Genomic DNA, 25,122 nt, shown 5'->3' on the forward strand with positions numbered 1-25,122 from the left:
CTTCAGCGTTCAATGTCATTGACGTGCGGAGCCGTTCGACCATGAGCAGTGTTACCGACCGGCTGATCCAGGGCAGCATGTGGCTGAGCCTGTCCCGCGCCATCGTCAACGGGCTTTCGGCGCTCAGCACCTTCGTTCTCGCCTGGTACCTCGCACCGTCCGATTTCGGTCTCGTTGCCATTGCAACGACGATCCAGGTCATCCTGAGTTCCGTCACCGAACTTTCGCTCAATCAGGCGCTCATCCGCCACGAGGACCCGAGCGAGGTTCATTTCAGCGCGGTTTGGACGCTGAGCGTGACAAGAAGCGCGATCCTGGCTTTGCTGTTTGCCGCCAGTGCCTTTCCAATTGCCGAATTTTATAACGAGCCCCGGCTGACAAGCGTCATGCTTGCTTTGAGTTTCAGCTTGCTTCTCAGCGGCCTGGCCAATCCACGTCGCGTCATGCTCCAGCGTGATCTGATCTTCTGGCAGGAATTCGTTCTCAACGTATCGCAAAAGCTGGTCGGCTTCGTCGTGACGGTGGCAATCGCTGCGATCTACCAGAGCTATTGGGCTCTTGTTCTCGGCACCCTCGCCTATCAGATCACCAATATCATCGTTTCCTATACCGTCTTGCCCTTCGTGCCGCGCGTAACCTTCCGGCATGCGCGAGAATTGTTTTCGTTCTCGCTGTGGCTAACGGCAGGACAGATCGTCAACACGCTGAACTGGCGCATCGAGTATCTGTTGATCGGCAAGATGCTGGGCGCCACGCAGCTTGGCCACTATACCGTCGGCAACACCCTTTCGACGCTGCCGACCCGTGAGGCCACGGCACCGTTGAACCAGACGATTTATCCGGGCTTTTCCAGAGTACGCAACGACCCAGTCCGGCTGATCGCAGCCTATCAGCGCGCGCAGGCGCTTTTGGCTGCAGTGGCGCTTCCGGCTGGAATCGGCATGGCCGTTGTAGCTGATCCGATGATGCGGCTCGCCTTGGGAGAGAAATGGATTCCCGCCATCTTTATCGTTCAGGCGCTCGCATCGGTCTTTGCTCTGCAGACGCTCGGTTCACTCGTCCAGCCGTTGGGCATGGCAAAGGGTCATACCAAGTTGCTGTTCATCCGCGACGCCCAGATGCTGGTGGTCCGCGTTCCCATTATCATCGTCGGCCTGATGATTGCCGGACTTCCAGGCGTCGTCTACGCGCGTGTGTTGACGGGTTTGATTTCAACCGCGGTCAATATGCTTCTCGTCAAGCGACTGATCGGCCTGCCGTTCTTTCAGCAACTCGGGGCCAACTTCCGCGCGCTTGTCAGCGTGGCATTGATGGCCGCCGGCGTCTGGGGACTGTCACATGTCCTGAACATGCCGACCGATAAGCTGGGCCTGGCCCTTCATCTGGCCATACTGGTCATCACCGGCGGTATTCTCTATGTCGGTTCCAGCTTTGTCCTTTGGCTCGCGATGAAGAAGCCAAATGGCCCGGAAACCGAAGTTCAGCGTATCTTTGTCAAGTTCCTGTCAAAAGCCAAACGTATGGCCATACCCAAGTCGGCCTAAAAGCTAAAACGAACATCAACAAGAGAGGCAGAATGACCAGCCAATCCAGAACGGAGCTGATCGCAAAACTTAATGGTATGATCCATGATTGCCTGAAAGACTATGTCTCACGCGATGAACCGCTTGCAATCCTCGATTTCCCCGACATCCGCAATTGCGGCGACTCCGCAATCTGGCTGGGCGAAATGGCCTATCTGAAGGATCGCTTCGGCAAACGCCCGGACTATGTTTCGAGAACAGCGGATTTTTCCGCAGATGAGCTGAAAAAGCGTGTACCGACCGGTCCGATTTTCATTCATGGCGGCGGCAATTTCGGTGACATCTGGGTTTCCCATCAGGATTTCCGCGAAGCCATCATGGAGCGTTTCCCGGATCGGCAGATCGTCCAGTTCCCGCAGTCTATCCACTACAGTTCACCTGAGCGCATCGAGCAATCCGCACGCGCAATCGCGCGTCATAAGAATTTCGTCCTGCTCGTGCGCGATGAAGAATCGAAGGAATTTTCCGAGAAGCACTTCGACTGCACCGTCCGGCTATGCCCCGACATGGCCTTCGCCATCGGGCCGCTGCCGGACAGGGCTACGCAAATTTCTGTCCTCGCCATGCTGCGAGAGGATGCGGAACGGGTTGGCGGCACCGATCGTAAGATCCCTTCCGATATTCCTGTGGAAGACTGGATCACTGAGTCGAAGCGGAAGGTGGATATCGCCAAGAAGTTGGGAGCAGCTTCGGCTTTCCTGGCACTGAAGCCGAGCGAAGTGGCATTGCGCAAGCTGGACGCCGCAGCGCACAACCGCTTCGAGCGCGGCATCAGCCAGATTTCACGCGCCCGCGCCATCGTTACCGATCGCCTGCACGTCCATATCTGCTCGCTATTGCTCGGCCGGCCGCATGCCGTGCTGGACAACAGCTACGGAAAGATCCGTCGCTTCATGAATGCCTTCTCCGGCGGGACCGAACTTTCATACAAGGCAACATCGCTTGAGGATGGAATCGAGTGGGCGCGTCACCAGGCCGGGCAAGGAGCGCGCGGATGACAGAGACGCTGCACCCTTGCAGGATCAGGAGGTAATCCGATGACACTTGTCACCTTCATTATCCCGGTCCGACATCAGGACAATGCCCGCGACTGGAGCAGGCTGAAGGCAAATCTGACCCAGACCGTGGCTTCCATTTCCAACCAGACCAATGGGGACTGGCGCGGCATCATCGTGGCAAACGAAGGCGCCGATCTGCCTGACCTGCCGGAAAAATTCTCCGCCGTGCGTGTCACCTTTCCGCCGAACGATCTGCATGAGCTTGGAAAGGGCAGCAAGGAAGACTTCCTTGATGCCTTCCGGGCAGACAAAGGCCGTCGCGTTCTAAATGGCATGCTGAATGCCACCGACAGTCGCTTCTTCATGATTGTTGATGACGACGATTTCGTCAGTTCGCGAATCGTTCAACACGTGTCCGAAAATCGGGACGCCAACGGATGGACGATCGACCATGGTTATATCTGGGACGATGGCGGTAACTTCCTGTTTGGCCACGACGACTTCAGCCATCTCTGCGGTACCTCATTGATCATTCGTGCAGATCTCTACGAACTACCTGAACGCTTTGAGGATGCTTCGCTCGACTGGATCAAGTCGATGCTGGGCAGCCATGTCCGCATAGCGGATATTCTTGCGCAACGGGGAGCGCCGCTCACGAAGCTTCCCTTTCGCGGGGCAGTCTATCGGGTCGCCCACGGCGGATCGCATAGTCAGGCACCGAGCCTGCTGCGACAGTATTTCCTGAACCGCGGCGTACTCACCAAACCGCGGCGGTGGTTGCGCAATCTTCGTAAGCTGAGGGTACTCGGCGAGGGTCACAGGCGCGAGTTTTTCGGTAAGACGCGGTCGAACCCCGCGTAAGCGCCGATCCCATTCGAACATCGCACAGGCAGTCAAAATATGAAGCTTTTCTCTTTCGACTTCACCAAGAGGGTTGATAACTGATGTCGGATCTATCGGTCAGCGTGCTCTTTTCATCCTACAATGGCGCCAGCCGCCGGCTGCGCCACACTTTGGATTCCTTGGTGCGCCAGGAGCTTCCCCATGATCGGTGGGAACTGATAGCCGTCGACAACAATAGCAATGACGGCACGTTTGAACTTTTGGAAACCTATAGTGACAAGCTTCCCATCACCATCCTGCAGCAGCGCAAGCCGGGAAAGTCCGGCGCGCTGAATATGGCCTTGGATCGGGTGAAGGGGGATCTCATCGTCTTTACGGACGACGATGTTCGTGCCGAACCGAACTGGCTGAAAGCGATCGTCGACTGCGCCGCAGCCCATCCGAGTTATGGCGTCTTCGGCGGCAGAATCGTCCCTGAATGGGAGAAAGAACCAAAAGACAGGTTTATCGAATGGATTCCGATGGGATCCACCTTTGCGATAGTCGATGACACCCAAAGTGGACCGTGTGACCCGACGAAAGTCTGGGGCCCGAATACGATCGTCCGGCGAGAGCTGCTCGGGACAAGCGTGCGCTACCGCGAAGATATCGGTCCTCTTCCCGGAAAGATTTTTGCCATGGGTGAAGATGCGGAAATCATCATTCGCCTGGCGGCCAATGGCGCCAAGTCCTACCGATGCGCCGAGGCCGTGGTCCATCATTGGATTCCGGCGTCGAGCGTGACGGAGGATTGGGTACAGAAAAGAGGCGAGCGGCTTGGCTACGGCATGCCGGCGCTCTTTCCCGACGAGGTGCCTGGAGGGGTGAGGTTAAGCGGAGTTCCGCTTCCGACCTGGATCGAAAGCGCACAATGGGCCTTCCGGGCAGCAATGCTTTATCTCCTGCCGCGATCGAAGAAACGTTTCTGGGCGATCTGGAAATATTATTACATGCGTGGCTATCGCGCCGGAATTCGCCGATACGTTTCTCAGACGATGACGCAGTAATCGATTGCACAGGAGGCAGTAATTTGAAACTCTCGGTGCTCATCAAAAGTTTATGGCAGTATTTGCGCCCACGCATCGACAGCGTTCTATCGCAGGCCCAAGACATCGGCAAAGGCGTGACCCGAATCGCACAGCGAAGCGATCCGACCGAAATGAGGTCCGGAGCATCAAATGAGCAAAGTCAAGGCTACAATACTGTTCTCAACTTATAACGGTGAGAAGACTCTGCCAACGATGCTTGACGCACTATGCGCCTCCACCCTACCGCAGGAAGAATGGAAAATCGTTGCAGTCGACAACAACAGCAGCGACGACACTGCAGCAGTCTTGAATTCCTATAAGGAGCGGCTTCCGCTGGAAGTTTATTTTGAGCCAAAACAAGGTAAGCAGTACGCATTGACTTTGGGTTTCCGTTATCTGGAAGGCGAACTCGTCATTTTAACCGATGACGACGTCATTCCCGCGCCGGATTGGATCGAGCAGTTTCTCACCTTGGCAGATGAGCAGCCACAGTTTGCCATATTCGGCGGCCTAATAACGCCCGAATGGGAGGAAAGGCCGGCATCATGGCTTATCAAATACGGGCATCTGGGGATTCTTTATGCGCTAAATAGCGGTCTACCCGAGGGGCCGATTTCAGCGGCATTGATATCGGGGCCGAATTCGGCCTTCCGTCGTTCCATTTTAGGATCCGGCTATATCGTTCACGACGGCCTCGGCCCGGATGCCACTGTCGCTCAGTTCCCCATGGGCGAGGATACTGCTTTCGCTCTCAGGTTGGAGAAGAATGGAGCCAAGGCTTTTCACTCGCGGCATCCCGGGGTTCGGCATATTATTAGGAAGGGCTACGTGAACGAAGGCTGGGTTTTGCGGCGCGGCGAGCGTTATGGCATGGGCTTGGTTATCGTTCGGCCGGACCTCTTCGACAGCAAAACGAAAATTGGCGGTCTGCCCATCGCTAGCGCCTTGAGATGGCTTCTGATGGTGCCGGCCAACGTCGTCGTCAAGAGATTTCCGCTAAGCGGCGTTCGCTTCAAATTGCTCTGGGCGCAGTCGGTGAGACAGGGGATCCTGCGCCAATTTCTCAAGCAGCGATCTGCGATGAATAAAACGATCTACTCTCAGGTCGGTGCCAAATGAGGAAAGTACTAAACCGCGGCATCGACAGGAAGCGCTCCAGCTGCGGAGGCAGCGGGCAGGATTTTCGCACGTCAGGAGGCGAGTGGGTTTGATGACGGATCCGAGAATTAGTGTCATCTTTTCGTCCTTCAACGGCGCCAGCAGACGGCTTCAACAGATGCTGGATTCGATGTTGGGGCAAAATCTTCCAGTCGAACAATGGGAACTGATTGGCGTCAACAACAACAGTAAAGACGAAACACAGGAGCTTCTCGATCAATATGCAAAGAAGCTTCCAATTGTTGTTGTTAATCATACCCGCCCAGGCAAATCAGGCGCTATGAACGCAGCTCTGGCAATAGCTCGAGGAGCGCTGATCGTTTTTACGGACGACGACGTCGAGGCAGATGCGAACTGGTTGAGTTCGATCGCTGCATGTGCGGAGGCGAACCCGGATTTCGGCGTTATCGGCGGCCGAATTCTTCCAAATTGGGAGCATTATCCCCATGGGGATCCGCTGTTGGACTGGATTCCCATGGGATCAACCTTCGCCATAGCCGACCAGGAACCCAGTGGCCCATGCGACCCGACTAAAATTTGGGGCCCGAACACGACCGTGCGTCGCGAATTGCTTGGCAGCAATGTTCGATTCCGCGAAGATATCGGGCCGCTTCCAGGAGGCCTTTTCGCAATGGGAGAGGATACGGAAATTGTCAGCCGGCTATCCCGAAGCGGCGTGAAAACCTATCGGTGCGCCGAGGCCATCGTTCATCATTGGATTCCAGCCTCTAGCGTGACAGAGGCTTGGGTACAGAAGCGTGGGGAACGTCTTGGCTATGGAATGCCGGCGCTCTTCGCCGAGGACATTCCAAAAGGTATAAAGATCGGGGGAATCCCCTTAAGAACCTGGATCGAGAGCGCCAACTGGGCGGTTCGGGCAGCCCTCCTTTATCCGTTGCCGCGATCAAAGAAGCGGTTCTGGGCCATCTGGAAGTACTATTACATGCGTGGTTACCGCGCCGGACTTCGCCGATACGCACCGGCAGTAAATCATTCTGGTCGACTAGCACAGGAGGTCGTGCATTGAAATTATCGGTGCTTATCAACAATTTCAATTACGGCCAGTATTTGCGCCCATGCATCGACAGTGTTCTGTCGCAGGTCTATCCCGACTTCGAAGTGATCGTGGTCGACGATGGGTCCACCGATGATTCCCAAGAGATTCTTGCTTCCTATGGCGAGCGGATCCTGACCGTGTTGAAGGAGAATGGTGGACAGGCCTCGAGCTTCAATGCCGGTTTTGCGGCCGCAAGCGGCGATATCCTCTTTCTCCTCGATGCCGATGATGCGTTTCTGCCCGGCAAACTTGCTCGTATCGCCGAGATCTACGATCGCAACGAGATCGACTGGTGCTTCGACCGGGTGACGACCGAGGAAAGCGACCAGCCTCCTGCTGAGCTGCAAGTGACACTGTTCGACAAGCGGGACACGCTTCGCAGGGGCGGCTTTCCCTCGCTTCCGGTTCCGACATCGGGCTTGAGCTTCCGCCGCAATCTGCTGTCCCAGATACTGCCGATGTCGGTCGCGACAGACGTCGTCCTCAGCGACAATTATATCAAGTTTGCTGCTGCCTTTCTCGGCCGCGGCGCCATCGTCGAAACACCGCTGACATTTCAGCGCATTCATGAGTCGAACCGGTACACGGGCACAAGCAGGGCAAAGACACTGCGCCCGCGGATCATGATCGCGACTGGGCTCGAACTGGCACGCCGCTATGACGGGCTGCAGGCACTCGGCAAAAGCCTGGTGGCCGGCGGAATTGCCGAAACGACATCGCTTCTGAAGCTCCCGAGCGAAGCTCGCAACACGGTGGCCGGCGGTCCGTTCGGCGATGCTGCAGCGACCGAAGTGGCCTTGATGGCGGCGCGCAAGCGTTTGGGAAATATGCTGCGGAGAGGACAGTCATGAATCAGCAAGAGACTTTTCCGCATTCATCCGTCGGCACAGAAGCAGCCGCACCGCTTAAGATCGCCGTCGGTGTGCTGACCTATCGCCGCCTCGACGGGATCGCCAAGCTGCTTGACGTCATGACGCGCCAGGCCAGGCACCCGACTCGCCCCTATCATCTCACCATGGTGATCGTGGATAACGATGCGGCGGGCAGCGCAAGAGCTACGGTAGAGAGCTTTGGCCAAACAGGTGCCTACGACCTGATCTACGTCATCGAACAAAACCAGGGCATACCCTTTGCACGCAATCGCGCACTGGATTCGGCACCTCCAGGCACCGACCTCTTCTGCTTTCTCGACGATGACGAATGGCCGGTCGACGGCTGGCTGGATGCGATGCTGGAGACACGGGAAAAAAACCGCGCCGATTGCGTCTATGGCCCCGTCCAACCGGTCTATCCCGAAAACCCGCCGGAATATTTCATCAAGGCAAGGGTGTTCGAGCGCAAGAAGAACAAGGACGGTCAACGCATTTCTTATGCGGCCTCGAACAACGTCATGTTCGACTATCCCTTGATCCGTTCATGGAATCTGCGTTTTGAAGAGAAGATGCGCTTCACCGGGGGCACGGATTACCTTTTCTTCAACCAAGCCATCCGCCGTGGCATGCAGGTCTTCTGGGCTGACAAGGCGCTTGTTCATGATATCGTTCCGGCCAGCCGGATGACCTGGAAATGGGTATTGCAAAGACAATACCGGCTCGGCAATACCTTCGCAGTCAGCGAGGTCCTGCATGGCAACCTCAAGCGCCGGATCTATCGCGCGGCCTATGGCGCCACGAGAGTTGTGCTTGGGATGGTCATGCTGCCGGCGATCTTGATTTCACCCTATTGGGGCATGCGAGCCCTCACCCACGTTTTACGCGGCGCGGGCATGGTTAATGGAATTCTCGGACATGCATACCAGGAGTACAAGCCCAATGCCGCTCTCTGATATTGTTTGCGCAAGCGCCCTTGGAAGAGTTCTGACCTCTATTATGTTCGAGCTAAAACATCACAAGTGATTGGCTGTCCATGAACTTCAAGGCTTCAATCAACCGGGCCAAAAATGGTACACTTCTACTGAACCACCGTGACACAATCGCTGTTCGAACAGAACGGTTTTCGCCCTTATCCATCGGTCAAATATAGGAGATGCCTGTCTATGGCTGACAAAAAATTGAAGGTTCTAGCTGCCTCGTCGGGAGGCGGCCACTGGGAACAACTGATGGCCATGCGCGGCGCATTCGAGGGCTGCGATATCGTCTTTGCAACGACCATCCCGGGACTGCTTGCAAAATACGACATTCGGGGCGGACTAGTCCTTCCCGATTGCAGCCGCGACTCGATAACCATGTCGATCCGGTGCTTTTTCACCGCCTTCTCCATCGTCATCAAGCACAGGCCCGACGTAATCATCTCGACCGGTGCCGCACCCGGGCTTTTTTGCCTGCTGGCCGGCAAATTGACGGGCAAGCGGACGATCTGGATCGATAGCGTCGCCAATGTCGAGAAGCTGTCTCTATCGGGTAAACTGGCCGGCCATATTGCGACGCTCTGGCTCACGCAATGGCAACATCTGTCGAGGCCGGATGGCCCCCATTACGCAGGAGCTGTCCTTTGATCCTTGTCACCGTCGGAACGCAGCTGCCGTTTGATCGCCTTGTCAAATCTGTCGACACCTTCGCAAACGAACTGTCGAAACCGGTTCTGGCGCAGATCGGCAAGGGCACCTACACGCCACAGAATATGAAATGGATCAAGAATATCGAGCCCAAGGACTTTGATAACGTCTTTCGCGATGCAAGTGTCATCGTCTCTCATGCGGGAATTGGCACCGTGCTTACGGCCAAGCGTTTTGGAAAACCGATCATTCTCGTCCCCCGACAGGCGGCTCTCGGCGAGCACCGAAACGATCATCAGCTCGCCACGGTGAGCCAGCTCGTGGGCCGACCGGGCATCTATGTCGCACACACCGATGACGATCTCCGGAACTATCTGCTCGAAGAGTTGGATAGCCCATCTCACGAAGATTCGTCGGAAGCCGGTCGGGCTTCACTGGTCACCTACCTGAAAAACTATATTACGGCAGTCTGACCCCGAGAGCCGTCATAGCCTCTGACGCTTACGAGCGAATTTTCATTCTCCGCAATTGTTGCCGGCGATACGTTTGACGAGCTCAGGCGCAATGATTTTCGAGGCTATGTCGGGCAGAGGATGCACGCCATCAGGAATTGCCGTGGCCAGATCATCCGGCGTCAGACGCTCCCAATTGGGCCGGTGGTCGACAAACTCCAGACCACGTTTTTGCGCCTCCGCCTCATGTGCGGAGACATAACTGTCGACAAAGGGACGGATCAGCCCACGCAATCCTGAAAACGGATTCATGGCCATGACGATGATCCGCGCTTGCGGCAGGCGCTGCTGGAGCTGGTCGAGGATGTTGCCGATATTCTCTCGGCTTTGCGCAAGCGACACGAACCGATGTAATGTCGCATCATTGGCGTAGAGCTCAATCAGGATGATATCCGGCTGCTCGGCAACGACGCGATCAATCTGGGTCAGCGCCCATAGTGACGTTTCACCGCTTTTTGCCACGCTCTCGACCTTCACAGGCCTCTGCAGGCAGGCTGCAAGCTCTGTCTCAAGGGCAGGCTGCCATCCCCCGCGCGCCGTCAAGGATGTTCCGAAGGCCACTATTTTCAGCGGTGGAGGACTATCGGCATAGCTGTTCCTGACCGCCGAAAGCATCACCAGACCCGCCAGAAACAAAACCAGTCCACAGGCCGGCCGCCTCTCAGTCCGCACTGCTCGCCAAAACTGCAAACATATCATGAAGAGACCTTGCAGCAGGCTTGAGACAATTTCGTGAAATGGCCGCGCATGCCTGTCCGAGCAATGCGAAATCATCCAACCACCATCCTGGCGGATGACAACGGCTGCTTTGAAGCGTCGGGGCTCTTAACGACGTAAAACAGCCGCCAATTACTCCTGGCGAAATACGTGCTGCATCTGATCGGTCAGCGGCTTCGTCAGATAGGATATCACCGTCCGATCGCCGATCTTGATAAAGACCTCGGCCGGCATGCCGGGATAGAGCTTTATCGTCTTCATCCTGGCAATGCTTTCGGGCTTCGGCTTGACGCGCAGGGGATAGTAGCTGATGCCCGTGCGCTCATCCTTGACGATATCGGGCGCGATCGAGGTAATCTCACCGCTCACATCAGGCGTCGTGCGTTGATCGAAAGCGCTGAAACGCACATCGACGGACTGGCCGACGTGAACCTGGTCAATATCGCGGGTGGCGACTTTCGCCTCGACCATAAGTTCGTTATTTTCGGGAACGACGAGCATCAGCGTCTGACCGGGATCGATGACACCATTGACGGTGTGAACCGAAAGTTCGTGAACGCGCCCAGTCAACGGTGCGGTAATGTCGAGACGGTGCAACTGATCGACTGCGGTTCCGCGGCGCTCTTCATATTCGGCGATCTGCGCCTCGACGTCGGTCAGATCCTTTGCAATCTCCGAACGACGATCCTCATCCAGCTGGATCGACTGGCGATCGATCTCGATTGCCTTACCCTCGGCCTCCGCCTTAGCTGCTATTTCCTGGCCGCTGTTGCCCTGGAGATCGGCGCGGGCGCGCTTGAGCGTATTCAAACGCTGAAGCGTGACGAGGCCCTTCTTGTAGAGCGTATCAATGCCCTCAAGCTCCTGTTCGATCAAGCCCAAGGCATCGTTGGTGGCATTGATCTGAACGACCAACCCCTTTACCTGCTCGCCCAGTTGGTCCTTGCGCGATGCCAACTGGCTCTTCATTCCAATAAGCGCAGTCCTGCGACTGTCGAACAACTTCTGCTCGCCATCGAGAAGCTTCTCGGCGGAGGTGCTGGATGTCAGATCCCTGATATTTTCCTCGACCTCGAACGAATCGGCCCCGATTCGTTCCGCCTTCAGACGAGCGCGGCGCGCATAAAGCTGAGCGAGCGTGCTTTCGACAATCGAGAGATTCGCTCTTGTCGTCGTCCCATCGAGCCGTATCAGCACCTGCCCGGCCGTTACATGGTCGTTTTCGGAAACCAGCAGTTCCGACACGATACCACCTGTCAGGTGCTGGACCTTCTTGACATCGCCGTCGACGACGATCACGCCCTCGCCGATGACGGCGCTCGAAAGCTCTGTCGTCGCCGCCCAACCGCCAATGCCGCAAACGAGGGCTATCGACAACACACCGACAACGGCAACATGCCGATTGAGGGAGCGTTTCGATTCACTGATAACCTTGCTCACAATTTTCCCTCTGGCCTATTCGGCCGCATTTATGCCGTCGACGACGACTTTAAGCTGAGCCACGCGCTCGGCAATCGGGGTGCGCGCCGCTTCCGGCCGGCTGACTCTGGCCAGAACTTCCTCTTTGGGGCCGAACGCGATCATCCGACCGTCCTGCATCATCAGCACGAAGTCGCAGACCGCCAGAACGCCGGACCGATGCGCGATGACAACGACGATGCCGCCGCGCGCCCGCACGCTCATGATCGCAGCACTCAGTGCCCGCTCTCCTTCTTCATCGAGATTGGAGTTTGGTTCGTCGAGCACGACGAGGAATGGTTCGCCGTAAAGCGCTCTTGCAAGTGCGATACGTTGTCTTTGGCCAGCTGAAAGCGCAGCACCGCCTTCGCCGATTTCGGTTTCGTAACCGTTCGGCAGACGAAGAATGAGATCGTGAACGCGCGCCGCCCTCGCAGCGGCAACCACCGCCTCAGGCGACATCTCTTTCGCAAAACGGCAGATATTCTGCGCAACAGTCCCCGAGAAAAGCTCCACATCCTGCGGGAGATAACCAATATGCCGGCCAAGTGCGTCGCCGTCCCACTGGTCGAGTGCTGCGCCATCAAGGCGAATAGATCCTCTGACGGTCGGCCAGATGCCCATCATCGCCCGTGCCAACGACGATTTACCCGAGGCACTGTAACCAATAACCCCAAGCGCGCTCCCTGCCCTTAAGCCGAAGCTGACATCGGAAATGACCAGGCGCTGACCCGCCGGCGGCCCACTCGCCAGTCCTTCGACGGTGACTTGCTTGGTGGGAGCCGCGAGCGCAAGGGGGGCTGGAATCTCAGGAATGGTTTTCAGCAGGCTCGAAAGCCGCGCCCAGCTCTGCTGAGCAGAAACGAAACCACGCCAATTTCCGATCGCCGCTTCGACAGGGGCCAGAGCGCGAGAGGTCAATATCGAGCCGGCGATGATAATTCCCGAAGAGGCCTGTCCCTGAATGACCAGGATTGCGCCGGTCGCGAGCGTTCCCGATTGCAAAGCAATACGGAAAATCTTCGACAAGGTCGCATATCCATTGCCGACATCCGATGCCTGCCGGGTGATCGTCCGGTATTCACTGTTCTTGCGGTCCCAGATTTCGGCCATCGTGCCTGCCATGCCCATGGCGTGAATAACCTCGGAATTGCGGATCGAGGTCTGCGCGAAGGCATTTCGCATATTGGCGGAGTCAGACTGCTTTTTTGAGAGCGTACGCGTTCCCTGATTGGTCAGGAACGTCAGGATGGCGAGAACCAGCGATCCACCGATCGCGATATATCCGATCGCCGGATGAAAGAGAAAGCAGATCACGATATAGAACGGCAGCCAGGGCAGATCGAACATCGCTGTCGGGCCCATGCCGGACAGGAAGGTTCTGATCTGGTCGAAGTCGCGCAATGGCTGAAGCCCGTCGCCGCCGATTTTGACCTTCAACGGAGCCTTGATCAGCGCCCGGAACACACGCCCGTTCACCATCTCGTCAAGCGCACCAGCAACACGCACCAGCATCCTGCTTCGCAGAACCTCGAACGCTCCTTGAAAGGCGTAAAGCATTAACGCAAGTATTGCCAGGACAGCCAGCGAAGGTATGCTTTTGCTGGGAATGACCCGGTCATACACCTCAAGCATAAAAAATGAACTTGTAAGGTATAGGATATTGATAAGCGCGCTTGCTATTCCAATGAAAACAAGCCCCCCCTTGCATTTTTTTAATGCTTTGGATGGCTCGCTGACATCAGCTGCTGAACTCTGAAACACGAAGTAGTCCCTCTCTTACCGCATCGCACGAAAGCAAATATGCTGGCGCACACTCCAGCTCCGGGTCCATCACGCCCGATCAATGACACGACTGCCTTGGACCCCCGACACCTGCGCCGGACCCGCTTGCAAGCCCACGACCTATTACATGAATCCAACCAAAAAGTGACCAAAGAGTCCAATTTATAACGAGCGGCTTCAGGGATTCTGACTTGACGCTACGCTAAATATACCAACCTAAGCAAGTGAAAATCGCAAATTGCCCAACAACGGCGCAGAGGGATAAACGTATCGCGCGCATATTAGCGAAATTTACTGGGGCGTTAACTACAAATTCAATCTATAGTTCATTTTTCCTGTGAACGGCGGAACTATTTTTTTATCCACCCCCTCGACCGCCGACACCCCTTCATCATCAAGCTTTCAAGTGTTGAACAGCGGGGCCGTCGCACTCTAGTTTGGCGTGATTCAAACCAGCAGGTGCGACGCTTGGCTGCTATGGAACGCGTCCACATTGATATACACGCCGAGCGAGTCGGTATCGATGTGAGAAGCGCCGTCAGAAATCTTATATTGGAAAGATTCGCTGACCTTTCCGCTGAGACCGGCGATTTTCACCGCATCGACCGTATAGGTGTAATCACCATCGCTCTCCACGTGGATGACGCCGTATTTCCCGGTCAGCGTCAGGCCATGCTTATCCACTGCACTGTCACCGAAGCGACGAAGCAGCACGGTTCCGTTAGAGGCACTGTCGTTTTCGAGAAGATTGCCATGATAGGCGCTGCCGGTGTCGGTCGAGATCTTCAGATTGTCATGGACTGCGACGATCCGTGGGGTCGCGATAAGCGGTTCGGTAGATGCGGACTTCTCTGTTGTTGGCGCGCTTACCTGCGGCTGAGGTGAAGCCTCCACTTGCGGTTCGGTAGCCGGGAGGGCAGTCACGTGCTCGACAGTCGACCCCGAACTGGCATTCGTATCACCAGCGCCAACGCCACCTTGGCTTTCTAACGCGGCCTGGGCCTGTTCGAGCGTCTGGGTGTCACTGACCGGAAAGGTGTTCGCGGCGATGATTGAGGGAGATATGCTCTGCGTCTGCACGAGGCTGTCTACGATGTTGTCGTGGAATGAGCCCGATGCGGGCCTGTCGACCTTCAGCGCCGCCGAGGACAGGTCGTCGAAGACGTTGTCGTGGATCTCGACATTTTCACGAACATAGGTCGGAGTGCCGGCAGCACTGATCGACACACCCCATACGCCGTCGTGGATGTAATTCCCTGAAATGTCGTAGTTCTTCGCGTCGCCCTGGTCGCCAAGACCGATGGCATAGGACCAGCTGTAACCACCGTATCCAGAGATATCGTTGTCGTGGATAGCAATATTCGTGCCCGCCTGGGCGCTCACTCCGAAGCCGCCGCCAACCAGCGTATTGTCCTCGATCACGGCATTGACCGCCCGAACGAGTGCTATGACACCCTTTGGCGTAACGGCATCCGTCTGGTCGAGATGATTGCCGCTGATCAGGATATTGCTGCTGTCGTTCAACTGAATGGCATCTGCCGTGGTACCGTGGCTGTTGGTGATGGTGTTGTTGAGAAGTGTGACGCCTTTAACTTTCTCCATCCAGATGCCATCACCGTTCACGCCGGTGATCGTGCTGTTTTCGATCGTGACGTTCTGGCTGCTCTTGAAATTGACCGAACCAGCCTTGGTGGAGCTTCCCGTATTGTCCACCTCGACGTTGCGGACTGTCCAGTTCCAGACGTTTGCTGCGTATATTGCCGCGCCTGATGTGTCTGATATCTTGATGTTTTCGATAATGATATTCGACGCATTTGAAGTGTGAATGCCGTCACCGCTGCTATGAATAACAGGCGCATCGCCAACGCCATAACTGCCGATCGTGATCGGAGCGGCAACGCTGCCGGAGTATTTCAAATCGAACTGTTCGTTGAAAACGCTTCCGGCAGCCAGGAGCACGCTATCACCGGGATTGAGCTTGAGCGCCTCGACAGCGGAAAGCGTCGCGAAAGCCGACTGCTCGCTCACCCCACTGTTCTGATTGGATCCTGTTGCCGAATTTACATAGTAGACGGTCACGCCGTGATCTCCCAAAGATACTGGAAAATCTTTTAACCGCGGACCTCTCTCTGCCTGCTAAAATGGAACACTAAAATGCATTCTATCTCGCGATAATTCTTACGTTCCCCAAAAAATACCTTCATTTCTCAAATATTTCGCATTGCAAAAAAAAGTTGCGCTGCACAATTATGAATAAGTAACCTGATATAGGCAGTGACAATAATATATCTTCTGTGACACCCATATTAACTTATAAAAATTACGCCTCGAAAGAAACATTACTTGATAAACATATATTACAAGAGACCGACATAAGTTACTTCGCAGGAAAGCATGAGATAGAACGGGCAACAAAACAAAACAGCGATGTCACGCCATAGCCCGTAGTGATTATATCTAGGTCTCATCTGTGCATCAGAATCGCAGCGTATTCTTATAAATTGCCCCTGAATAAACATTCTTCTCTTCTGAAGAAATATTGGTTCGTATCTGTCGTTTGAGAATTTCACTTATTATTAACGTAATAATCACCAAGCGTTTCATTGCCTTATGCGAGTTGTAGGTGTGTCATTATTGTACAACATGCCCGAAAATGTTCACTTGCTGTTAATTACACGCTTGACTCTATGTATTAAGATATCCTTAATCGGGCAGCTCGCTAAAGGTCAGAATTGACCTAGCAAAGAATAATTCAAGGAGAGAACTGATGGCTGTTCACGCAACCGACGATAGTGCAACATTCCTGGAAACCGACGCCATTTCAGGAAATCTGCTTTCCAACGATTCATCTGATAACGGACACTTGTTCCTGCGCGCCTTCGACGGCGCGAGCGTTGGCGCCAAGAGCGGCAACAGCCAGGTCACCGAGATCCAGGGCGATTACGGCACCTTCTTCGTCAAGCCCGATGGCAGCTACACCTATGTGCTAAGCGATGCTGCCAAGGTCAACTTCACCAATGGTGAGTTGCTCCAGGAGAAAGTCGCGTACAAGATCTCCGACGGCAGCGGTCATACCGATGTCGGCCTGTTCACCCTGAACATCCAGGGCGTAACCCAGGTCAAGCCGATAGCGGTCGATGACCACTACAGCTTCACCGAAGGCGACGCCATCGGCGGCAACGCTCTGGACAACGACATTGCCGGCGACAATGGTCATCTCTTCCTCCGTCAGTTCGGCACCACGACCATAAATGGCGACCCGAGCGCAACGACTGATGTCGCCGGCACGTATGGCACGTTCCATGTCAAGGCGGATGGAACATTCACCTATGATCTGGCAGTAGATGTCGCTCCGGGCGATCACGTCACGGAAACCATCCAGTTCTACAAGATCTCCGACGGCGAAGGCCACACCGACGCCGGCGTTCTGACACTCAACATCACTGGCGCTGACGCAGAAGTCTGATCGTCAATAGCCAATCAAAAACAACGCCCGCCGCGTAAGCAGCGGGCGTTGTTTTATGCAAGTTGAGCTCCGGTCAAGAGAATGAGCCGTAGTGCGCAGCAGCCGGCAAGCAGAAGGACCACTAACTTCAGCGGCGCTCGGAACGGCCTCCAGAACAGCACGATTATATTCCATCGGGCATTGGTTCAGTGCCATTTTGGAGCTTGGAACTGTCTTTGAAATCCGCCTCGGTGATTTACTTGCTGCAACGCTGCCGAAACCGCGCCGTCGCAGCGTCTCCGACGCTTGTCCAGGTTTGATCGAAGATTGGACGAAGCTGTGGGCTGATCTCTTTTATCGTGGCGTTGACCCGGCAACGATCGCCCCGTTTCAGCATGGTCATGAGATCGCTATCGAGCGCGCTCTTTGCCGCGGCAAGTGTTGCATCAGTGAAATCGTTCCAGAAATAAAATCGTGTCAGGATCATCACCTGGTCGTGGGGCGCGAGCACAACCGAACGCTTCATCATTCCCGCGATCGAGACCGGCTCTTCTGCAATTGTCGACTGCACTGCCGCAAGACGAAGCCAAAAATTGCTGTTCGTCGGCATACACGAAAGCGCATGCCGCAGATACTGGCGCGCACTCGACGCCGCAGCGGCCCAGCCGTCGTAATTGATATTGACATTCTGCCGATCGAGTTGCGCCAGAACGAGGGTGACGCCAGCAGCCACAATGTCGGATCGGCAGTAATGACCGTCAACGACGTCGACACTACGCGACGCATATTTGGCCACGACATCGTCCGCGACGGTCTCGCCACGCTCGATCCTTTCGGCGACGATCGAGATGCTGGCCGTTCTTATCGAAGCATACAGCTCTCGACCGGCCAGCACCACAAAGACGACGGTGACGATAACGAAAGCGATCCTGGTAACCGAAACGAACGGACCGCGGAACATCAGCTTTCGGTATAGTATCGCGAATAACGCTTATAATAATACTCGCTCGAACCGAATGTCCGGTAGAGTTTCATCTGCGACGGGTCGACCTTGGTCAATATGGTACCGACGCATTTCGCATAGAGTTCCGGCTCGGACAGCAGGGTCGACTGCACGACCTTACGCGATGTTTTTCCCCACTCGATAACGAAAACCACCGCATCAAGCTTCGAATTGATGGCGCGCGCATCCACAACCGGCGCCAAGGGTGGCAGGTCGACGATAATATAGTCGAAGCTTTGACGCGCCGTTTCAAGAAGCTGATCCATGCCGCGTGACGCGAGTAGCTCCGACGAATGCGGAACACGATATCGTGCCACCGTCGGCAAAAATGCGAGCTTCGTTTTTGGATCGAGAAGGATCAGATCCTTGAGCGGACGGCCGTCGACGATCGCCTCGAGCAAGCCGGCCTCGGCATGGCGGCCGATCGCCCGGGTGGCACCGGGATTGCGCATGTCGCCATCGATAAGCAGGCAACGTGCACCCTGCATTGCCAGGAGCTTGGCAAAATTGATGGATGTCGTCGACTTCCCCTCACCGGGCAAGCTCGATACGACACCGATGACCTTACAGCGCTGATCGGCAGCACTGAGGTCGATGGCAATCTTGGCGCTTCGAAGCGTCTCGGCAAATGCCGAGAGCGGATGCTCCTCGACATAGGTCGTGGTCTTTCCACCCCTGGCGATGCTTCGCGGATTGCTGGGATCAACGAGCGTCGGATCGTCGACGTTGTTTTCAATCAGCGGCATGACACCGAGAGACTCGACATCGAGCACGTCCCGGACATCGTCGCCAGTGCGGAAGAACCGATCCCGGAATTCGCGGAATGCCGCTATACCACTTCCAAATGCACATCCCACGAACATCGCGAAAGCAACGACGAGAGCTCTCTTCGGAGCGCTTGGCTTCGTCGGCGTCTCCGCCGTCGTGATGATGCGCGCAGCGGTAATCGGAAAACTCTGCTGCTGGATTGCTTCCTGGTAGCGCGTCAAGAAGCTCTGATAGAGATTCTTATAGGTATCGCGCGTGCGCTCGAGCTCGCGAAGCTGCACCTGCGTTTCGCCAGCCGTTGCGGCAACGCCGGTCGCCTGCGTGACACTGTCGCGCAAAGAATTTTCTCGCGATTTCGCAACCTGCAGCTCGCTTTGATAGCTCTCGGCGATGCGGTTCAACTCATCGAACATGAGCCTTTTATATTCTTCCATTTCCGCACGAAGCCGAACCGCCTGGACGTGATCAGGGCCGAGCCGCGCCTCGATTTCGGTCTCGAGCTTGGAAGCCTCCAGATATTTCTTGCGCAGGTCGTTCGAAATGGAGCTATCGAGCACATCCGTGACGATCGCATCGGTCTGCTTGGCGTCGATGATCGACTTGACGCGCGCATATCTTGCCTCGGCCTTCGCTGTCTCGGCCTGCGCATTGATCAATTGGGTATTGATCTCGGAAAGCTGCTGCTCGCTGATCAGCGTACCGGATCCGGCCTCGACAAGCCCATGCTCGCCGCGGAATTTCTGAACTGCAAGGTCGGTATCCAGCGCCTGCTGCCGGAGCTCTTCGATACGCTCCTGCAGCCATTGGCCGGCCCGGCGCGTCGCCTCGTATTTGGAATTGAGCTTGTCGACCAGATAGACGTCGGCGATCCCAGCCGCGATATCACGCGCTAGGTCGGGCGACTGCGCTGTATAACTGACATCGAGGACGTAGGAGCGGCCGACGCGTTCGACATCGATATTGCCTGCGACAGTCTCGGCAGCGCCTCGCCGCCTCATTTCCGGATTAGGTGCTACGGCTGTGTCATCGGCAAACCACGACCGAAAATTCATAAAGGATTTGAGCGTTGAGACAGAAAAAAGCGAGCTTTTCGGTCCCATGAACTCCGGATTGTCGACGAGTTTCAGCTTGTCGACAACAGCATAGGCGATGGTGTCGGACTTCAACAGCTCGACCTGACTGAGGACAGTCCCTTCGTCATCGTCCATCTGGCCGAAAGCCGCCAGCTGATTGATCACCTGACTATCGCTGCGGTCGATCAGCACGCTCGTGTCGGCGGTGTAGACAGGCACCGAAGTCAATACATACACAATGCCGAGAATGGCAAAGGCGAAACCGCACGCCGCAACCATCCGCCACTGTCGGCGGGCGATTGCGATGAGCTTGTCGAAATCGATGAAATCAGCATCATTTCCGGTATCGCGGGAGGGGTCGATACGCGGCGTAAGTTTATCTGGCGATAGCAATTTCGATCTCCAACAAAGGCGTCAAGCGCTAAGATCTAAGGGCAATTCCAGCTATTGTATGACCGGGACACTCTGACTCGTCGACTCCGTCGGATCGGTGGACGACTGTCCTCCCGCTCCGGCGCTGAGGATCGTCGTCGTTGAAGTCGATGAATCATCTGCGCCGGCATTGGAAACCTTCAGCGTACCCGCTGTTGTCGCAGCGCCGTCGAACGGCGTACCATCGTCCGCTCCAGGCCCGGTTTGTCCAACTTGCCCGTCATTGCCGATGCCGGGTGCGGCCGCGGCTGCACTTGCACCCGGGCCGAGCGCAGCGGTCCCGCCTTCGGCAAGAACCTTTGCAAAGGCTGCAAGCAGCGGCGCCAGGTTCGGATCGGCGCTCGCCGCCTCGGCAACAGCCTTTTCGATCGCCAGCTTGAATTGCGGATCCGTGACCTGGCAGCTGTTTGCGGCCCGTCCGAGACCGGAACCGATAGCCGCCATCTGTGCGACACTGGCCTTCTTGGCCTGCTCGATCACCGGCGACAGCGCATCATTGCTGCTTCCAACAAGCGCGCGAACACGCGATGACAAAACCAACGGATCGGACATATCGAGCAGAACGGCCGGGCTAGCCGTAAATCCGCTGACATCGACGGAACTCAGATTTGCCGGACCCAAACAAGCTGCCGCAAAAGCGCTTGAATTCATGCCGGCAATCATCGCGACGACAATTCCGCTATATGCAAGCTTACGATAAACAGCTGACCTTGCCATAACCATAGTCCTTCATCAAATCCGCCATATAGGCCGCCGGCATTGATCATCCGCGATCGATGCCGGCCCGCCTATTGCAATCAATTTCCAAGATCCTGTACCGCGTTGCGGGTATCATTCGCATCGTCGGCCACTCCGGAAACAGTGGATGATACCGAGTTCACGATGTCAAGGAACTTGACCAGTTCAACAGAGTCCGAATTGGAAATATAGATAATATCCTTGTCTTCCATCTTGAATTGCTGAACGGCAAACAAGGTTGCCGGGTCGCGCATATTCGCACGAATGATCACCGGAACCATTTCACTCGCAAATCTCGTCGTGTCCACGTGCATCGCTTGAACCGTTTTCTTCGGGACAAGACGATAGAGCAGGACCTGAGCCGGGTCGGCGCGGTCGTCGCGTAGGCCGCCCGCCTTGGCGATTGCCTCTCCTAGGGTCAGGTTAGACTCTTCGAAATCGAAGCGACCGCTGGTGCCTGCGGCACCGAGCGCAAGAAAGGTGCGACGCTCATGATCGATCGAGATCGTATCATCCGGCGCAACGTAGATATTTTCCGCCGGGTTCTTCAACAGCGTAGTATAGGCGACGGTTGCCGTCTTGCCGCGGCGCTGCAGCGTCACATTCGTTTCGATATTGTTGGTCGTCAAACCGCCCGCGGCGGAAATGACATCGAGAACACGCTCACCGGCCGGGCTGATCTCGACGCGCTGGGGATTGTTGACATCGCCGAGGATGGCAACCTGGCTGGAGCGGCTTGTCGTTGTCGTAATAACCACCTGCGGTTCGATCGCGCGGCTCGCCAGGCGATCCTCGACATCCTGCTCAACGGTCTCCTTCAGGCGACCGGCAGCCGGAACCCGACCAGCATAGGGAATTGTGATCGTTCCGTTTCTATCGATGGTCTGCTCTGGCAGCGAGATGTAATTGCCGGGTCTGCTACCTGCATCGGACGGAATGAAGAGACCGCCCGACTGGGCTTCGAAGATGGCAACCTGAACGACGTCGCCGTAACCGAGCGGGATTTCAGGCGCCCCGCCTCGACCACCACCGAACCCTTTGAAGGAGGTCGGCTGGGGAGCGGTAAAATACGACAGGACGTTCTTGCTGAGATCAACCAACGCGTAATCGATACCGACGCGACGATCCTTCGTTGTCACTTTCACCGCCGCGTCTCGATCAACGTCTTTGTGATCGGGACCGGATCTTGGCAACGAGGTGCAGCTTGCCAATATAGTCGTTAGCGCTACAACAATGGCGACGCGTGTACTACCGATACGAGAACAACCCATAGAATACCCTGCGTTTACGCCCCTGAAGCTACTGCCCCGCGATCTGACAAAATACAAGACAATCCCCGATCAATAACACTTAAAGCCGATTAACATTCCCCTAACTGTGGCAGGCTGGCAACGCCGAGCCCCTTAGGAAGCGAAAAACGACTTCGGTCCGACTTTTCTTGCGTCGCAACAATCCGAAGGCTGCACCCGCTATAAAATTTCTTGGGTTTCAGAGTCAACCGTTCGCACCTGCACAATCGATCTTTTCCGAAAATCTTATTAAAATCCATCCATTTAAACTTTACGTGGTTAACGGCCGCTCATATGCCATGTCCGCGTTTCCATTGCTCCGTCCGAGGCATATCGCGACAACCGCACTCAGGAAGGCTGAGTAAAACACCGCAAAACCCGGTATCTGCAGCGAAAAATCGACCGCCGCATGAAGGGCGACCAAAACGGTCGCTGCCAGGCCAAGAAGAACATAGTGCCTGAGACGCCGTCTTTGGGCGAGCCCGTGCCGGAACACTCTGGCAAGTACCGAAAAGGCAATGACTGTCGCAATCGGGAACAATATTCCGAGACCCAGAAATCCTTCGAGATAGAAATTATGCGCACGGTCGAAGACCCCGAAAATTCCGCAAGCCGGATCGCGGTAGGCGGAAAACACGGTCCGGAAGGTTCCAAGTCCCGTTCCCGTCAACCAGTGATCCGAGATGGCACGCCATATGCCCGGCAGAATGCAAAACCGATCATCATCCTCGAGTCGCCGCTCTTGCGCGCGCAAAATCGCCTGGCCCGCAAACACCGTCAGCAGCAGCACGACGAAACCAGTCGCCGAGAGGAGTTTCAGCAACGAACGCCATCTCGGCGCCGGTCTCAGATGACGCCTCGAGCCGTTCCAGTTGATGACAAGCCATGGAAAATAGATGAGAGCGGCAACAAAGGTGGCAAATATCCCGGCGCGCGAGCGGCTCAGCATCAGCGCGGTGAAGCATGCGCATAAGAGCAGGATATAGATCCACGATCTCAAGAGAAGCGCGTTTCGGCCCGGCTCGCCGGGCGGATAGTTCGAATAGGCTCGGGTAATGTCCCTGACCAGGGTCAGCATCAGCAGCGTTCCAAGCCCAAGGAAGGTCGCGGCGGTATTGCGGTTGACGAAGACCGCAGTCAGGCTGTCGAGGTAGGCGCGTTTCTCCACGACGATCAGGATGTTGGGAAACAGCAAAAACTGTAGCAGGCCGAAAACAGCGATGACGCCCGCCGTAAGCCCGAGCCCTGTCAGCACTTTCCGCGCGCGCTGGTCAGTATCGCATAAGAGCAGCCCGGTCAGAAATGTGACGAAAGGCAGGGCAACCCAGAGAATCGACGCGAGCGTGTCGGCCGGTTCGACCGAAATCGCCGCGGATTGGGCACCTGCCAGGTCACGCGCGGCATTCCAGGCGGGATTCGCCAACCAATTGGAGGGCAGTTCGATGCTTTGAATGAACGTCCAGCCCGCCAGGACGACGAGTAGAAACAAAGCGATACTGAAAACCCATCTGCTTTGTCTCGGCTCTCCGAAAAGCAGTCCCGAAATGATGGCGAGGGCAAACATCCCGATCGCGGCGAAGGCGAAGGGAAAGGGTGTAACGCTCCCGAACGGTATGAGAGTCAATATAACGAGGCCGATGAAGGCAAAAAGCAAAACCTCTCGCAAGACCCGCTTATTGATGAGGTTGGAGAACATGTGAATTCGTTTACCAGAGTAGGCAGCGACCAAAGCCATTGCAACCGAAGAGATTAATTTACTCGTACTAACATAAGTTGAACATCAGACACTTGCGTGCTAAAGTGTAATAGAATTCCACATCGTTTAAAATTGTCGCGAAAGGTTTAAGCCAATCGAGACAAGGCCCGGCTATGCTCCTTCCAAGCAGCAGAAACGGGACAGATATTCTGCGCCCAATACTTGGCAGATCATCAGATCGCCATGCCATTGACCGAGAAAAAAGGCAAGCCTGATCTCAATCGGTTGCCCGTAACGGGGATTTAAGAGATGAAGAAAACTGTCGTTACACTTCTGGCACTGGCCTTTACAGCAGGCAATGCATGCTCGGCATTTGCCGCCGGTCCCGCAGGTTTTGCCCGCGGCCTGACTGGTAATTCGGCGGTCAGTTATATCTCTGAAAAAGGCAAGATCATTCCGCCGTTCGCCCAGGTGCTGTTCTGCGCCCAGAACCCGTCCGAATGCCGCGACAACAATGGGTTGGCCGTCGTTGCGCTGACGGACAAGCAAATGCTGCAACTGAAGGACGTCAACAGCGCCGTCAATCGTACGATGATCGGCCGGAACGACTCTCGCAACGAACTGAATGGCGACGTCTGGAAGGTGAATGTGCGCAGCGGCGATTGCGAAGATTTCGCTTTGACCAAGCGCAGCCGGCTGATCGCGATGGGCTGGTCGTCGCGCGCTTTGCGGATCGCGACGGCATATACGCCCTCCGGTGAAGGACATGCGGTCCTCGTCGTCAGAACCGACAAGGGCGATCTCGTCCTCGACAACAGGAAAAGCAGCATCAAGAACTGGCGCGATACCGATCTGCGCTGGGACAAGATTCAATCGGGAACAGACCCCTACGTCTGGTACCGGCTATAGCAGCCGAGGCAGCGACATAGACTGATTGATCCTGTTTCCGGAGTGAAGTCGAGCCTGCTCTGACGAGCCGCTCGACTTGTCATATCGCCCACACAAA

21 protein-coding genes are annotated in these 25,122 nt (G+C 55.8%); 12 read left to right on the forward strand and 9 right to left on the reverse strand.

The features are described 5' to 3' along the window. The first annotated feature begins 41 nt into the window (after positions 1–41). From A6U98_RS19590 to A6U98_RS19635, 10 genes are all read left to right on the forward strand, one after another. On the forward strand, positions 42–1,544 hold the full coding sequence (locus tag A6U98_RS19590; RefSeq protein WP_064652080.1) for a lipopolysaccharide biosynthesis protein: 1,503 nt from the start codon (positions 42–44) through the stop codon (positions 1,542–1,544). Between the two features lie 32 nt (positions 1,545–1,576). Then, a complete protein-coding gene (locus A6U98_RS19595; RefSeq protein ID WP_064652081.1) occupies positions 1,577–2,581 on the forward strand; it encodes a polysaccharide pyruvyl transferase family protein in 1,005 nt (334 codons plus the stop codon). Positions 2,582–2,620: 39 nt separating this feature from the next. Beyond that, positions 2,621–3,442, forward strand: coding sequence for a hypothetical protein (locus A6U98_RS19600; protein WP_064652082.1), 822 nt, complete (start codon positions 2,621–2,623; stop codon positions 3,440–3,442). An 83-nt stretch (positions 3,443–3,525) separates the two neighbouring features. Continuing rightward, a complete protein-coding gene (locus A6U98_RS19605) occupies positions 3,526–4,470 on the forward strand; it encodes a glycosyltransferase family 2 protein (protein WP_064652083.1) in 945 nt (314 codons plus the stop codon). Between the two features lie 171 nt (positions 4,471–4,641). Continuing rightward, on the forward strand, positions 4,642–5,610 hold the full coding sequence (locus A6U98_RS19610; protein ID WP_064652084.1) for a glycosyltransferase: 969 nt from the start codon (positions 4,642–4,644) through the stop codon (positions 5,608–5,610). A gap of 91 nt (positions 5,611–5,701) precedes the next feature. Beyond that, complete coding sequence (locus tag A6U98_RS19615) at positions 5,702–6,676, forward strand: glycosyltransferase family 2 protein (RefSeq protein ID WP_064652085.1); 975 nt, start codon at positions 5,702–5,704, stop codon at positions 6,674–6,676. Beyond that, entirely contained in the window at positions 6,673–7,557 is an 885-nt protein-coding gene (locus A6U98_RS19620; RefSeq protein ID WP_064652086.1) for a glycosyltransferase family 2 protein, read from the forward strand. The genes A6U98_RS19615 and A6U98_RS19620 overlap by 4 nt, the downstream gene beginning before the upstream one ends. Further along, entirely contained in the window at positions 7,554–8,531 is a 978-nt protein-coding gene (locus A6U98_RS19625) for a glycosyltransferase family A protein (protein ID WP_064652087.1), read from the forward strand. The genes A6U98_RS19620 and A6U98_RS19625 overlap by 4 nt, the downstream gene beginning before the upstream one ends. A gap of 210 nt (positions 8,532–8,741) precedes the next feature. Then, positions 8,742–9,200 (forward strand): glucuronosyltransferase, encoded by a 459-nt coding sequence (locus tag A6U98_RS19630; RefSeq protein ID WP_064652088.1) that lies wholly within the window; start codon positions 8,742–8,744, stop codon positions 9,198–9,200. Next, positions 9,197–9,673: a glycosyltransferase gene (locus A6U98_RS19635; protein WP_064652089.1), complete on the forward strand. Its 477-nt coding sequence runs from the start codon at positions 9,197–9,199 to the stop codon at positions 9,671–9,673. Before A6U98_RS19630 ends, A6U98_RS19635 begins: the two co-directional genes overlap by 4 nt. Positions 9,674–9,715: 42 nt before the next feature. Here the strand turns inward: A6U98_RS19635 and A6U98_RS19640 are convergent, their stop codons facing one another. The 4 genes from A6U98_RS19640 to A6U98_RS19655 form a co-directional block, all read right to left on the reverse strand. Next, a complete protein-coding gene (locus tag A6U98_RS19640; RefSeq protein WP_064652289.1) occupies positions 9,716–10,411 on the reverse strand; it encodes an SGNH/GDSL hydrolase family protein in 696 nt (231 codons plus the stop codon). A 150-nt stretch (positions 10,412–10,561) separates the two neighbouring features. Further along, positions 10,562–11,869: an HlyD family type I secretion periplasmic adaptor subunit gene (locus A6U98_RS19645; RefSeq protein WP_064652090.1), complete on the reverse strand. Its 1,308-nt coding sequence runs from the start codon at positions 11,867–11,869 to the stop codon at positions 10,562–10,564. Positions 11,870–11,884: 15 nt separating this feature from the next. After that, positions 11,885–13,651, reverse strand: a complete 1,767-nt coding sequence (locus tag A6U98_RS19650; protein ID WP_064652091.1) for a type I secretion system permease/ATPase — start codon at positions 13,649–13,651, stop codon at positions 11,885–11,887. A 468-nt stretch (positions 13,652–14,119) separates the two neighbouring features. Next, positions 14,120–15,751, reverse strand: coding sequence for a right-handed parallel beta-helix repeat-containing protein (locus A6U98_RS19655; protein WP_064652092.1), 1,632 nt, complete (start codon positions 15,749–15,751; stop codon positions 14,120–14,122). A gap of 688 nt (positions 15,752–16,439) precedes the next feature. On the opposite strand from A6U98_RS19655, the gene A6U98_RS19660 reads away from it, so the two are divergent. After that, positions 16,440–17,138: an Ig-like domain-containing protein gene (locus A6U98_RS19660; RefSeq protein WP_064652093.1), complete on the forward strand. Its 699-nt coding sequence runs from the start codon at positions 16,440–16,442 to the stop codon at positions 17,136–17,138. 235 nt (positions 17,139–17,373) lie between these two features. Here A6U98_RS19660 and A6U98_RS19665 read toward each other — a convergent pair whose 3' ends face one another. The 5 genes from A6U98_RS19665 to A6U98_RS19685 form a co-directional block, all read right to left on the reverse strand. Further along, complete coding sequence (locus tag A6U98_RS19665) at positions 17,374–18,078, reverse strand: hypothetical protein (protein WP_064652094.1); 705 nt, start codon at positions 18,076–18,078, stop codon at positions 17,374–17,376. Beyond that, positions 18,078–20,354, reverse strand: coding sequence for a polysaccharide biosynthesis tyrosine autokinase (locus A6U98_RS19670; RefSeq protein WP_064652095.1), 2,277 nt, complete (start codon positions 20,352–20,354; stop codon positions 18,078–18,080). Before A6U98_RS19670 ends, A6U98_RS19665 begins: the two co-directional genes overlap by 1 nt. 51 nt (positions 20,355–20,405) lie before the next feature. Then, complete coding sequence (locus tag A6U98_RS19675; protein ID WP_197496407.1) at positions 20,406–21,116, reverse strand: sugar transporter; 711 nt, start codon at positions 21,114–21,116, stop codon at positions 20,406–20,408. Positions 21,117–21,190: 74 nt separating this feature from the next. Continuing rightward, on the reverse strand, positions 21,191–22,402 hold the full coding sequence (locus tag A6U98_RS19680) for a polysaccharide biosynthesis/export family protein (RefSeq protein WP_064652097.1): 1,212 nt from the start codon (positions 22,400–22,402) through the stop codon (positions 21,191–21,193). Positions 22,403–22,691: 289 nt separating this feature from the next. After that, a complete protein-coding gene (locus A6U98_RS19685) occupies positions 22,692–24,116 on the reverse strand; it encodes an O-antigen ligase family protein (RefSeq protein WP_064652098.1) in 1,425 nt (474 codons plus the stop codon). Positions 24,117–24,425: 309 nt separating this feature from the next. Between A6U98_RS19685 and A6U98_RS19690 the strand changes: the two genes are divergently transcribed. Next, positions 24,426–25,025 carry a transglutaminase-like cysteine peptidase gene (locus A6U98_RS19690; protein WP_064652099.1) on the forward strand — a complete coding sequence of 200 codons (600 nt, stop codon included), beginning with the start codon at positions 24,426–24,428 and terminating at the stop codon, positions 25,023–25,025. Positions 25,026–25,122 lie beyond the last annotated feature (97 nt).

The sequence above is a fragment of the Rhizobium sp. WYCCWR10014 genome (assembly GCF_001657485.1).
Classification (GTDB): domain Bacteria; phylum Pseudomonadota; class Alphaproteobacteria; order Rhizobiales; family Rhizobiaceae; genus Rhizobium.